At 30.8% G+C, this 13,758-nt stretch carries 13 protein-coding genes; all 13 read left to right on the top strand.

Going from position 1 to position 13,758, the window contains the following annotated elements; translation table 11 throughout:
• The first annotated feature begins 75 nt into the window (after positions 1-75).
• The 13 genes from ACO05K_RS11940 to ACO05K_RS12000 all read left to right on the top strand — a co-directional run bounded on the left by ACO05K_RS11940 (position 76) and on the right by ACO05K_RS12000 (position 13,609).
• Positions 76-1,155 (top strand): DegT/DnrJ/EryC1/StrS family aminotransferase, encoded by a 1,080-nt coding sequence (locus tag ACO05K_RS11940; RefSeq protein WP_421944659.1) that lies wholly within the window; start codon positions 76-78, stop codon positions 1,153-1,155.
• Positions 1,148-1,786: an acetyltransferase gene (locus ACO05K_RS11945; RefSeq protein WP_421944660.1), complete on the top strand. Its 639-nt coding sequence runs from the start codon at positions 1,148-1,150 to the stop codon at positions 1,784-1,786. Before ACO05K_RS11940 ends, ACO05K_RS11945 begins: the two co-directional genes overlap by 8 nt.
• Positions 1,783-2,727, top strand: coding sequence for a glycosyltransferase family 2 protein (locus ACO05K_RS11950; RefSeq protein ID WP_421944661.1), 945 nt, complete (start codon positions 1,783-1,785; stop codon positions 2,725-2,727). The genes ACO05K_RS11945 and ACO05K_RS11950 overlap by 4 nt, the downstream gene beginning before the upstream one ends.
• A 1-nt stretch (position 2,728) precedes the next feature.
• Positions 2,729-4,033 carry a glycosyltransferase family 4 protein gene (locus ACO05K_RS11955; protein ID WP_421944662.1) on the top strand — a complete coding sequence of 435 codons (1,305 nt, stop codon included), beginning with the start codon at positions 2,729-2,731 and terminating at the stop codon, positions 4,031-4,033.
• Positions 4,030-5,064 carry a CgeB family protein gene (locus ACO05K_RS11960; protein ID WP_421944663.1) on the top strand — a complete coding sequence of 345 codons (1,035 nt, stop codon included), beginning with the start codon at positions 4,030-4,032 and terminating at the stop codon, positions 5,062-5,064. The genes ACO05K_RS11955 and ACO05K_RS11960 overlap by 4 nt, the downstream gene beginning before the upstream one ends.
• Positions 5,057-5,929 carry an alpha-1,2-fucosyltransferase gene (locus ACO05K_RS11965; protein WP_421944664.1) on the top strand — a complete coding sequence of 291 codons (873 nt, stop codon included), beginning with the start codon at positions 5,057-5,059 and terminating at the stop codon, positions 5,927-5,929. The genes ACO05K_RS11960 and ACO05K_RS11965 overlap by 8 nt, the downstream gene beginning before the upstream one ends.
• On the top strand, positions 5,910-6,728 hold the full coding sequence (locus ACO05K_RS11970) for a DUF1647 domain-containing protein (RefSeq protein ID WP_421944665.1): 819 nt from the start codon (positions 5,910-5,912) through the stop codon (positions 6,726-6,728). The genes ACO05K_RS11965 and ACO05K_RS11970 overlap by 20 nt, the downstream gene beginning before the upstream one ends.
• A complete protein-coding gene (locus ACO05K_RS11975; protein ID WP_421944666.1) occupies positions 6,728-7,762 on the top strand; it encodes a glycosyltransferase family 2 protein in 1,035 nt (344 codons plus the stop codon). The genes ACO05K_RS11970 and ACO05K_RS11975 overlap by 1 nt, the downstream gene beginning before the upstream one ends.
• Positions 7,759-8,901 (top strand): glycosyltransferase family 4 protein, encoded by a 1,143-nt coding sequence (locus tag ACO05K_RS11980; protein WP_421944667.1) that lies wholly within the window; start codon positions 7,759-7,761, stop codon positions 8,899-8,901. The genes ACO05K_RS11975 and ACO05K_RS11980 overlap by 4 nt, the downstream gene beginning before the upstream one ends.
• Positions 8,898-9,701 (top strand): FkbM family methyltransferase, encoded by an 804-nt coding sequence (locus tag ACO05K_RS11985; RefSeq protein ID WP_421944668.1) that lies wholly within the window; start codon positions 8,898-8,900, stop codon positions 9,699-9,701. Before ACO05K_RS11980 ends, ACO05K_RS11985 begins: the two co-directional genes overlap by 4 nt.
• A 34-nt stretch (positions 9,702-9,735) precedes the next feature.
• Complete coding sequence (locus ACO05K_RS11990; protein WP_421944669.1) at positions 9,736-10,812, top strand: glycosyltransferase; 1,077 nt, start codon at positions 9,736-9,738, stop codon at positions 10,810-10,812.
• A gap of 182 nt (positions 10,813-10,994) precedes the next feature.
• On the top strand, positions 10,995-12,185 hold the full coding sequence (locus ACO05K_RS11995) for a hypothetical protein (RefSeq protein ID WP_421944670.1): 1,191 nt from the start codon (positions 10,995-10,997) through the stop codon (positions 12,183-12,185).
• The gene (locus ACO05K_RS12000; protein ID WP_421944671.1) at positions 12,182-13,609 is read left to right on the top strand and encodes an XrtY-associated glycosyltransferase XYAG1; all 1,428 of its coding nucleotides are present in this window, start codon (positions 12,182-12,184) and stop codon (positions 13,607-13,609) included. Before ACO05K_RS11995 ends, ACO05K_RS12000 begins: the two co-directional genes overlap by 4 nt.
• Positions 13,610-13,758: the final 149 nt, after the last annotated feature.

Raw genomic sequence — 13,758 nt, forward strand, 5'->3', positions numbered from 1 at the left:
AAAATCAATGCTTTTCGAACTTATAAATAGTCTTAAAATTTTCAAACTTAATTTCATCCAAAATATCCTTTTATAATGATTAACGTAACTAAAAGTTTTTTACCTGATATTAATGTATATCAAAGCTACCTTGAAGGAATATGGAAACGCAATCATTTGACCAACCATGGCCCATTAGTACTAGAGTTAGAAGAAAAGCTAAAAAATTATTTAGGCGTCAAACATTTATTTTTTGTTAATAATGGAACTGTGGCATTACAAATCGCACTTAAAGCATTAGAAGTAGTAGGTGATGTAATTACTACCCCCTTTTCTTATATAGCTACAACATCTAGTATATTATGGGAAGGTTTAAACCCAGTATTTGCTGATATTGAGCCAAAACATTTAAGTATTGATACTTTGGAAGTTGAGAAGTTGGCAAAAAAAGGCATTAAAACACTCATAGCAACCCATGTATATGGTAATCCATGTGATGTTGAAGAAATTAGTAGAATTTCCAAAAAGCACAATATGAGCGTGATATATGATGCTGCTCATGCTTTTAATGTAAAATACAAGGATAAGTCAATCTTAAATTACGGAGACATAAGTACACTAAGCTTTCACGCAACCAAATTATTTCATACGATAGAAGGAGGTGCAATTATTACAAATGACGATGAATTAGCACACAAAATTTCATACATGCGAAACTTTGGGCATAATGGAACCGAAAAGTTTTGGGGTGTAGGAATTAATGGAAAATCATCCGAATTTAATGCTGCAATGGGCCTTAGTATTTTACCTGAAATTAACCAAATTATAACTGCACGAAAGAATATTTTTGGATGGTATAACGAAAATTTATTTGGGTTAAATTTAGAAACTATCATAGTTAGAAATGATACTGTATATAATTATGCTTATTACCCCATCATTTTTAAAAATGAGGAATTCCTTTTGAAATCAATAAGAGCTTTAAATGACTATGAAATTTTTCCAAGGAGATATTTTTATCCATCGCTAAACACGCTCGATTTTTTAAAACATCAACCTTCCCCAATTGCTGAAGATATCGCCAGCCGTATTTTATGTCTTCCCTTATTTTATGACTTAAAGGAAAAAGATGTATTAAAAATTTGCAAAATCATAAAAGAAATTATTCATGATTAAAGTATTTTTATTAGGTGCAGGTAACCATGCAGATGAAGTAACTGAATATCTTTCTTCCTTTAGCGATGAGTATATTATTGAGGGTTACATTTTGGATGATAATTATTTCTCGTCAAATTCATTGACCAATAAAAATATAATTTCATTAAGTGATTTTTTAAATAGTAACAACCCTAACAGCAATTTAAAAATATTAGGAGCTATTGGAGATGTAAAAAGGAAAGAAATAATAGAAATATTACATCAACAAGGATTCAATTTTATAAGCATACTACATCCTAAAAATTACGTTAGCCAATCTACCGTTATAGGCAATGGAGTTTGCATTGCTCCTAACTGTTCAATTAACTTTAATGTAGAAATTGGAAATCATGTTATTGTAAATGCTAATTGCTCTATTAGTCATGGTTCTAAAATTGGCGATTTCACAACCATTTCTCCTGGCGTTACAATTGCTGGAGATGTTACAATTGCAGAAAGCGTTTTCATTGGCATAGGCGCATCCATCATCCCTAATTTAAAAATCGGGAAAAATTCGTTTATTGCCGCAGGAGCTTGTGTTACTAAAGATGTTCCTGAAAACACTCTTGTTGCAGGCGTTCCTGCAAGAATAATTAGACAATTATCTTGAAAAAACCGTTTGTAAGTATAATTCTTACCTGCTATAATTTTGAAAATTATATTTGCTCTTCAATAGAAAGCATTTTAAATCAAACCGTCAATTTTGATATTGAATTAATTATAGTTGATGATGCAAGCCGAGATAGTTCGCCGTTAATTATCAGCAAGTTTAAAGGGGATTCGAGGGTAATAATTGTGCTGGAATCTATAAATCAGGGTGCCGCAAAGTCTGTTAACAAAGCCTTTAAATTAGCAACTGGAAAATACATTTGTAGGTTTGATGGGGATGACTTTTGGAAGCCTAATTTTCTAACTGAAATGATATCATTTCTCGAAAATAATCTAACCTTAGGAATGGCTTACTGCAATTGTTCGTACATTAATAACCTTGATGTTGTTACAAATGAAAATGTAATTACACGAAGAAAAAAAAATGAGCATATCGCTTATGAATTCGAAGATTTAATTAATGATTATTACATTACTGCTCCGACATTGGTATTTAGAAAAGATATTCTGAATAATATTTTTCCAATTCCAATGGAATATAATTATCTTGATTGGTATTTAAGTCTCTCAGTCAGTCTAAACCATCCAATCGGCTATCTTAATAAAGATTTAGCCTTTTACCGTATTCATCAAAATGGTATGCATGTAACGATGATTGCCAATAAAAATGGTGAAGAAACTACCTTTAAAATAATTGAACATTTTTCGAAATTGAGAATTTTCAATGCAGAAAAGATTAAAAATTTAAAAGGCATTTATTATTATCGATTTGCACATAACTACTTTGGACAAGGGCTTTATAGAGATGCAAGAAGATGTTTTAAGAAGTATATTTTAACTGATTTCAAACACCTTTTTAATATTAAAGTGATTAGGTTATATTTTAGCAGTTATCTTGATAAATACTATTTACCGTTAAAGAGTAAATTAAATATTAAATAGATTGAATATTTTATTAGCTACACATAATTTTCTTCCTTACCATGTTGGTGGGACTGAAATATATGTGTTGAATTTAGCTAAATTCTTAACGCAAAGGGGGCATAATGTTACTATCATTGCTGCAATTGATTTAAACATTGCCAATGAATATGATGTAGAATATGAAGATAACAACATTAAAATCATCCGTTATCTACATGATAATTTAACAGTATTGGGGGTAAATTATAAGACAATTAAAACTAAGCAGATATATGCCAAATATTCAACTGCACATACTAATAGCTATGGCTCATATTTCGAAAATAATCATTTTGATATTTTGCATATAAATGGATTTACAGCTGCTATTGGATTGGATTTGATTCTATCTTTGAAGAGTAAAATTCCAGAAATTAAAGTTGTAAGTTCCTACCATACCCCTATTTCCGACCCAAAAGAAACATTAACATTGGGCAATACATTTAAGGAACAACCACAAAAAATTAATTATGTAGCTGATGGCTTAAGTTATCGTTTCAATTTACCATACTGGTTTACAGAGAAAATAACCCCGTTCTTATTTTCAAATCATTTGAATATACTTCCTGCCATTTTTAATATAAAATACTACATAAAACTAAATTTGGATGCCTTCCAACAGCTTATTAATATAACTGACGAATGGTGGGTCTATTCTGAGGGAATTAAAGAGGTGTTATCAGCTCAAGTTAAACTTGAGAAAATAAAATTTCAAAGACATGGGATTGACCCAATATTTTTTGGAGAAAAGAATTTAGCAAAAGGTTCACATAAATTTCTATTTAACGGCCGTTTATTAAAAATTAAAGGCTTTATTACGCTTTTAAAAGCCTGGGTGAATTTAGAAGATAATGGATTAAAAGAACTCTGGATAACTGGAACTCCTAATTGTAATGATAAGGTTATTAAAAAACTTTTAAAAAAAATCAGTCTCAGAAAAGATATTAAATGGTTGGGTAACTTAAGTCAGGAGCAATTAGCCCAAATTTATTTACAAGTTAATACTGTAATTATTCCGTCCGAATGGTATGAAATTGGCCCTTTGGTTTTTCATGAAGCTATAGCGAGTGGATGCACTGTCATTGCATCGAACATTGGTGGGTGTAAAGAACTTACCAGATATTTCTATGGTTCTACAACAAGTTTCAAAACAGGAAACGTTAAAGATTTAAAAAATAAAATAAGCCAGCAACCTTCATTTGAAAAAGGCACTACTAAAAATAAACCAACTGATTTTAAAATACACTTTGAGATAATGATTCAGCAATCAGAAATTTACTCATGACTAAGTCCATTCTAATTTTAGGTTCTTTTTCAAAAGGTGCTTTGGAATTACAATATGAGAAGAATTTTACTCTTCTAAACTGGGCAGTAAAATCAATAGATATACAGCTTCCCGTAAACTATAAAAAGGATAGAAATGGTTTAACAAAATTAATTCATTGCGTTAACCCTTCTATTTACTATAATAATATAAATCGCAGTATTTTAATTGAGTCAGCATTGTTAAAGCCTCTTGTTATTTTAGTATTTAAAGGGATGGAGCTTTTCCCGGAAACGCTGCTTGAACTAAGGAAACATTGTAAACTACTTTGCAATTATAACCCAGACCACCCTTTCAAGTTCTATTCAAAAGGTGCAGGAAATATAAATGTAGTTAATAGCATTAAGCACTTCGATTTACATTTCAGTTATTCTGAAAATATATGTAAACAGCTTATTAAGGATTATCAAGTAAATAGTTATTGTATCCCTTTTGGTTATGATGAAACTATAAAACCAATAAAAAGTAAATCTTCACACTTGCTCGAGCAGGTTTTATTTATTGGCGCCTGGGATAAGGACAGGGAGTTAAAAATTAAGAATTTAAATGAATTTAATTTGCAAGTATTCGGTTCTAATATTTGGAATAAAAAACTACGACGATTAAAAAACATCAGCTATCATAATGAACCCTTATACGCACAAGATTATGCTAATGCCTGCTTAAGTGCAAGTGGTATATTAAATTTTTTACGCCCACAGAATATTATTGAGCAATCTCATAATATGCGGACATTTGAAGTTCCAGGCTATAATGGGCTGTTGATATCTGAACGCACAGAAGAGCAATTAGACTTTTTTGAAGAAGATAAAGAAGCAATTTACTTTGATTCCATTGAAGAGCTAAAAGACAAGTTACAATTTTATAAAGTGCATGAGGGCTTAGTTTCCAAAATTAAAGCTAATGGAAATGACCGAAGTATAAAATCTGGTTATGGCTATCAAAATAGAACCAAACTTATGAACAGTTACATAAATAAGTACCTTGAATAGTCTAGTTATTGCAAGATTGCCAAGAGCAGGCTTAGGAAATAAATTATTTGTTTGGGCAAGGGCTTTAATGTTTGCAAAAAAAAATAACCTGCCTCTCTACATTATTGGATTTAATAGAATTCATATTGGTCCATTTCTGAGAAGAGAAAAAGCTAAGAGATTTTATTTTGGGCAATTCAAGAGAAACTCCTTCGCAGCACAACTGATATATTTACAACATATACTCACTAAGACTTCAATTGTTAAAGAACCTGAGCTAGGGGCAGAAGCAATTCAGTTTAATACCAGGTATTTATTTGAACAAATTCCTTCATGGAAAAACTATTTTGAAAGCTTCCAATCGTATAGATTGATTATTAGAGATGCATTTTTTGAAAAACTATCGAAAAAAGTAGTGAAACAAGTTGAGAAATATAATGTTAACGCTGAAATAGGAGTGCACATCAGGATGGGAGATTTTAAGCCCTTACCTGATGGTGTAGATTTTAAGTTAGTTGGTGCAACAAGAACACCAATAAAGTATTTTATTGATTGTATTCAAAAAATAGGCTTGTCGTTAAACTCATCTCCTAAAACACTCGTTTTCAGCGATGGCTATGAAGAAGAATTGAAAGAAATTTTTACGTTGAACAACACAACATTATCTGATTGCAGTATAGATGTTGTTGATTTGGTAAATTTAAGTCGTAGCAAAATAATTATTACATCTGCCCATAGTTCATTTAGCGAATGGGCAGGCTTTTTATCTGAATCTCCAATTATTCGGCACCCAGATCATATTCATTCAAGAATCAGATTAGAGCAAAAATTATTTGAAGGAACATTAAAGGACTTTTTGAAGAACCATGAAAAAAATTCTCTTTAAGAAAATAGTGGCAAAAGCTCCACAGAAATTATATGATTTTTTGATACTACCGTTTGATAACTTAAAATCATGGTTATTTAAAATTAAAAAAAACAAAATAAATGAATTAACTACGTTAAATATAATTACTGGAGCTAATAGCTCTCATTATAGATCTGCCATTCAGTTGTTATCAAGCATTTCGAAATTCGAAAGTATTAAATATACTTATTTCTATGATCTTGGATTAACTTCAGAGGAACGAAATAATTTACAGTATCTTTTTCCCGATCTTAATATTCGTTTGTTCAATTATGAAAAATACCCATCATTTTTTAAAATAGATATAAATCAAGGTGAATATGCTTGGAAGCCAACTATTTTGAAAGAAATTTCTAAGGAATTAAATTCTCAATTTGTTTGGATGGATGCTGGTAACTTGTTAAAGGAACCTTTATTTAAAATGAGGTATATATTAAATAAATATGGTTTTTATTCTCCAAAATCGCCTGGATTAGTAATAGAATGGACACATCCAACATCTATTTCAAGCATATTACACCATTCAAAAAATTTGTACAAATCAAATTTAACTGGTGGAGCTGTTGCTTTTGATACTAGAAATGAAAAGGCGATGGCACTATTATCTGAGTGGTCTGAATTAGCGCTTCAAAAAGAGATGTTTGCTCCGACAGGTTCAAATAAAAAAAATCATAGACAAGATCAAGCAATTTTAACTCTGCTGGCCTATAATCATAAAATATTAAAGGGAGTGCCACATAGACTTTTAGGATTCTCCATACACAATGATATTGACTAATGAAAATTTCAATTTGTATCCCTCAGTATAATAGGATAGAATACCTAAAAATCAATCTTGAAAGAATTGCTCTTCAAAAAGATGCCAATCTAGAGGTGATTATTTCTGATGATGCGAGCACCGACAATACAGCAACTCAGATTGCCGAGTTACAAAAATCCTATCGCTATCCTTTGATATACTATAAATTTGAAAAAAATGTGGGTTATGATAGGAATTTGAGGAAAAGCCTGGAATTAGCTTCCGGAGATTATTGCTTTGTTTTGGGAAATGATGATACCTTAGCTGATGATTTTGTAATTAATAGATTAACGCTTTTTCTTGAGAACAATAACCTTCCTGATGTTGGTTTTTGTAATAGTGCTGATTATTTAGATGTAAATAATATTCAAATAAGGGCTCAGCAAACTAGCAATATTGGATCAGGTACGGAAATTGCATTAAAATATTACTCAAGTTTCAGTTTTGTAGCAGGCATAATTTTTAAAAAAAGTGCCTTTGATTCTGTCAATACCTCAAAATTAGATGGAAGTATTTATGCTCAAATTTATTTAGCAACATTAATTATTATAAGAGGGGGTTGTTTCTTTACCCTAAAGGAACCTATGGTTTTAAAAGATATTCGCATTAACAATGAAATTGCGAATTCATATTTAGATACTCTACCAAAAACAAAAAGCGACTACAAAATATTGGATGCTGGTTTACCATCATACGCAAATGTTTGCGCTATGGCATTTAAAGATGCCGGATTAAATGGAACAAAATACTATTATAAAATTATAAAAAGGATATATCAATTTACCTACCCTTTTTGGCTGGTTGATTATCGTAAAAATTCAGCTTTGATAGCGGCCTTAGGTCTAAAAGAAGGATTGAAATTAAAACGGTTTAAAGATTATAAGTTATTTAGTCTTAAAGATAAGTTAAAACTAAAAAGTTATTATACTTTAAGCACTCTATTTGGTCTTAACATCCCCATATCTTTATTTGAAAGGTTTAAAAAATATTTATATAGTATTGCCAAATCATGAAGATTAGTGTTTTAGTTCCAGGCAGATTGCATGGTTTTGATATGGCCATATACTTTCAAAAGCTTGGCGTATTGAATCAATTGGTCACGGGCTATCCTGTGAGATATGTATTGCCATTTGGAATAAAAAAGCAATACATAAAATCATTATACATCAATGAAATTATAAACAGAACTACCAAATTCTTGGGTTTTGGATATCCTTTTGATTTTTTAGCTTGCGAAGCATTTGACTTTTTAGCATCAAAAATTATTAAATATGATAGTGATGTGTACTTTATATGGTCTGGTTATGCACTGAAAACTATAAAAACTCTTCGAAAAAAAAACCCACAAGCTAAAATAATTCTTGTCAGAGGCTCAGCACATATTGAAGAACAGGAACGTTTACTTAAAAAAGTTATTTATGTCAAAAAACATATAAATCTTCGAATTATAGAAAAAGAGTTAAAAGAATACTATGAGGCTGACTATATTACAGTTCCTAGCACTTATGCTTTTAATACATTTATCGAAAAAGGGTTTAAGAAAGAGAAATTGTTTATTAATCTTTTAGGGGTAGATTTAAACCAATTTCCATTTCAACACAAAAGAGAAGATAAAGAAAAGATAGTATTAGGTTACGTTGGCACTTTGAGTAGTAGAAAAGGAATTGACTCTGTTATTAATGTAATTGCTCGATTAAATGATATAAAAGAAATTTTCGATTTAAATTTAACTGGCCCAATTGATCACAAGACATTTGATGCTACAACTTTAAAAAAACATGATTTCATAATGTATAATGGAATTCATAAGCAAAAGGAACTTTATCGGATTTATTGGAAAATAGATGTATTAATATTAAACAGCTTAGAAGACGGTTTTGGAATGGTTCTTTTACAAGCGATGTCTTGTGGCTGCGCAATAATTGCAACTAAAAATACAGGCGGGCCCGATGTAATACAAAATTACAAAAATGGTATCATTATTCCTGCCAATGATGAAAATGAATTAGAAAAAGCATTACTATGGTTTGATAAGAATAAAGATAAAATACCAAAAATGGGTATGATTTCCAGAAATATTTCAGAAAACGAATTTACTTGGGATGCTTTTGGTAAGAGAAATATTGAGTTCTTAAATAAATTAAATTCATGAAATTAAAAACGCATTGGGTACAAAATATAAGGCCTGTAGAATTGGCGTTGCTTATAAAAAAAATTACAGGTAATAAGAGAATTGTATTAAATCACGGAAAGTTTAAATTCTATTTAGATGTATGGTCAAATTTATACTGGAATTTATTTAATACTCAATTAGAAGAAATAATATATGAACAATCTTGGACAGAATTCATAACAAACTTTCTTTCGCCAGGTAAAACATTCATAGATTTAGGTGCAAATGAGGGGTGGTTTAGCATTTATGCTGCTAGTAAGGTTGGGAAAAAAGGTAGAGTATTCAGCATTGAGCCTCAAAAAAGGCTGGCTGAAGTTATTCAAGTCAATGCAACTTTAAATAATTTTGAAAATATAATTATCTGCAATAATGCAATTACAATGAATCCTGAAGATATTTTTATTACTTTATCACCATCTTTAAATACGGGAAGTTCCTCCTTTATCAAGACAAATAGAAGTTTTTTTTGGAAAAAGCAAAAAACGACAAGTAAAACATTAGATGATATTGTCAGGGAGCATAATCTTAATTCGATAGAACTAATAAAGATAGATATTGAAGGCTACGAACTTTTTGCTTTAAAGTCAGGTGAAGAGTTATTAAGAAAGAAGATTATTAAAAATATCTTAATTGATTTTCATGAGAATCAATTAAATAATTTAGGTACGTCCACAAAAGAAATTAAATCATATCTCACAGCATTAGGATATATTCAAAAAAGGTATAATAATGTTGATTATTTTTCTTCAGAAATTGAACATAGTAGTCGCCCTATATAGCCATATTGAATATTATCCACCAAGTTTAAATGCTGTGAATAATTTATCTGAATACGCTAATCAAATAGAGATTATTTGCAGAAATGTAAAAAAAGAAGATATTAATTACAAAAAAAATATCACAATCAAAAAAAGTGGTTCTTTAAAAGATATAAGAGCTACTGAACAAGCCAGCAATCTTTGGAAAGTAAAATCCTTTTTAAAATTTACTTTTTTGTTATTTCAATCTTTGAAAAAAGTTCAGCCCAAATGGGTTATTTTATATGACCCAATTCCATTATTTAGCTATAGATTAATTAGTTTTTTTTTAAAACATAAGCCTAAAATCTGGTATCACAATCATGACCTATTAGAAATTGAGAAGCTAAATAAATATTCTGTATCTTGGTTTGCAAGTAAATCAGAAAGAACTTTTTTTAGTAAAATCAATTTATTCACTCTACCTTCGGAAGAACGGGAAAAATATTATCCACTTGAAAAATTTTCTGGCAAATACATATTTCTGCCGAATTACCCACTTCTTTATAAGCTAAAAAATAAGACTAACCTGGGTAAAGAAATCAAGCTCATATATCAAGGTCAAATTAGCAACGATCATGGTTTGATTGAATTAGTTAATTTTATATCTACAAATCCTACTAATAAAAAAATTTCATTAACCATTATTGGCTTTGCTGATGGAAGCTTTAGAAGCTCTCTAATAACTTTAATAAAAGAAAAAAAACTAGAAGATAGTATAAAGGTATTAGAGGCTGTGAACTATGACAAGCTTCGTGATTTAACTATTCAAAACAATATAGGTATTGCTATAAGTAAGCCAACTAATATTCAATATGAAACGGGAAGTACCGCTTCTAATAAAATTTATGAATATGTAAGCTGCGGATTTCCTGTGATTCTTTTTGATAGTGAGAGTTATCGAAAAAAGTTAGGTACAAGACAATGGGCGTTTTTTACGGATTTAAGCGATGATTCTCTTAAGGATATTCTAATAAACATTCAGAAAAAATACATAGAAATTTCTAATTCAGCCATAAACGACTTTGAATCAGAACTTAACTTTAACAAGCATTTCTTAAAAATTTCATCTTATTTAAAGGATAACAATTAATGCACTTCTTGATCTTTTTCTTACCTTTTCTTATAAGCTACTTTACTAATGATCCAACAACGTCATACTTAATAGCCTGGCTAGGGAGTATATTTTTAATAATTTATAGTATCTATGTATACTATAAAATTTACAATCAGAAATTAAAATTTTTTAGCCCATTAATATTATCTCAAGGATTGATGTGGGGTTACACAGCTGTTTCTTCTATATTTTATTTTTTAGACCAATTAGGATATGAATTTTTTGAACATGTAGCCTTTCCTAATGTATTTGAAATTGAAGCTACATCATTAAGTCAGAAATTCATTGTTTTTGCGCACGCCTGTTATTTATCGGGTTACTTTGTATACAAAAACAAAAATATAAATATAACTGAATATAGAGTTAACATTAAGGAAGGAGCGTATTTAAAGTTATCAATAGGTGCTACTATTCTTGCATTACTTGCACTCAAAACGCCTTTTTCTCAATTAAGCAGCTACTTGAATATCTTTTCTACAATTTGCGCTGTTAAGTATTTTGGTTATTCTTTAAGCCACAGAAAATTAATAATAAAGGGATTTTTATATTTTACTACGGTATTACTTATAGGTTTTTTATCTGGCATGAAAGAGAGTACTTTATTCCCCTTAATTTATCTTGGCGTAATATTATATGATAAATATGGTGTAAAGAGAACGAGTTTAGTGTTTTTCCCCTTAATTTTAGCCTATTTTTATTTTATTCCTACCCTAAATGGCACAATAAGAGAAGCAGCCTGGTATAATAATAAAAACGCATATGAAACCTTATCATCACTAGATAATTCGCTTCTATTAAATAAAGAAAAAATAAGAAGCGTTAATTGGGCTTTTTTAAGTACAAGACTTTCTGAAATATCCATGTTGAACCGCTATTTAGAATCTGTTCCAGCACGTAGACCATACTATAATTTAGAAATATACAAAAATGGTGTTTTAAGCCTAATACCTCGAATCATTTGGCCTAGTAAATTAAGTCCAGATATTACAGCTCAACAAAGAGCTATAGAGAATGGAGCATTAATTGTTAATTCTCCATACGATACAACTTCTGCAAAACCGCAAACGGTTGCTGATGCCTACATGAGTTATGGTTATTTAACTGTTTTTATTACGTTTTTATGTTATGGCTTCCTTGTTCATACCTTGTCACATCTTTTAGAAAAAAAATTAGGATATGATTTAGGACTATCTGTTTTATTTTATAGCCTATTTTCTATCTTAAGTCGGGGTGGTTGTTTTGAAAATTTATTCAATACCACTTTTTATGGTTTTGTATTAATTTTTATTACAATCCATATCTTTAAAAAGTTGAATTATATTGAAAAGAACCCTATTTACCTTAATTGAAAATCCTTCACCTAACAGCTTCCTATAAACCTGCTTATGTTTACGGTGGACCAATTATGTCGGTTTCGATGTTGTGTGAGGGGTTGGCGAAGAGCGGAAAGCTTAAAGCGGAAAGCAGAAAGCTCAAAGCGGAAAGCTCAAAGCGGAAAATGGAAAGTGGAGAGTTTAATCTCGAGGTTTTTACAACCACAGCAAATGGCAGGAATGAGTTAGATGTAGAATCTAGGAAGCCGATATTTATAGATGGTGTGCCAGTTACTTATTTTAAGCGATGGACAAAGGATCATAGTCATTTTTCGCCGGGGTTGTTATGGAGATTGAGGAAAGTTCTTTTAGAGAGCCAAAAGTGGAAAGCTGAAAGCAAAAAGCAGAGAGCGGAGAGCGGAATATGTAATCCTTCACCAATCTCTCAAACAGCCAAAATAAACCCATCCGAAGGGAGGCAAAAACCACCCCGCCTTGCAGGCACCCCTCCAAAGGAAGGGAATGAGATTGTAATACACATCCATGCCTGGTGGAATCTGGTTTCTGTATTAAGTTGTTTTGTAGCGAAATGGTATAAAATTCCAGTTGTTTTATCGCCCAGAGGCATGTTGACAACATATTCACAAAACAACAGCAGCTCATTCTCAAAAAAAATATTGCAGTGGTTAATTGGCGACCGACTATTAAGATATTGCCACATACATGTAACCAGTGAGCAGGAAAAACAGGATGTACTCAAAATTATCCAACCAAGAAGCATAAACATTATTTCGAATTTGGTTAGTTTGGGTAGGGAGTGTGTGGAGCCTCAAGTAGTAAGTAGCAAGTATCAAATATCGAGTAGCAAGTATCAAGTAGCAACTAGCGAAGTTCAGAAAAGCAGCCAAATTTTGAATCTTATCTTTTTATCGAGAATAGAGAAAAAGAAAGGTTTAGAACTACTTTTTGATGCGCTTTCGAAACTTGATTTTGAGTTTAATTTAACTATTGCCGGAAGTGGTGAGGAAGAATATGTTAAAAGCTTAAAGCTAAAAGCTAAAAGCTTAAGGCTGGAAGACCGCCTTACATGGATTGGTCAGGTTGGTAATGATGAAAAGTTTTCTATAATGGCAGCGCATGATTTATTGGTTCTTCCATCCTATAATGAAAATTTCGCCAACGTTGTTGTTGAGAGTTTAAGCATTGGGACGCCTGTTTTAATTAGCGAAAATGTTGGTCTCGCTGATTATGTAAAAGCAAATGAACTTGGTTGGATTTGTAGCTTAGAACCAAAAGATATCGCTGAAAAAATTATTGAAGCTAATGCATCTATAGCCAAAAGAGAAAAAATAAGCAGCATCGCTCCTATCATGATAAAAAATGATTTTAATGATGAAGTTTTGATTGGGAGATATCTAGAGTTATATGAAGATGTTCTGGGATTTCACTCTGAAAACTAATGAGTGAGTTAGCCACAGATTAAGTAATCGCTCTTCGACAAGCTCAGAGTGATAAACTGAAAGAGATATCATTCGAAGATTCTTCGACTATGCATCTTAGCAAAATTTATCATAAGATTTCTCCATTCCGCTGCACTACAGTCGAAATG

It is taken from the genome of Pedobacter sp. (assembly GCF_965227205.1).
In the GTDB taxonomy this organism is placed as follows: Bacteria; Bacteroidota; Bacteroidia; order Sphingobacteriales; family Sphingobacteriaceae; genus Pedobacter.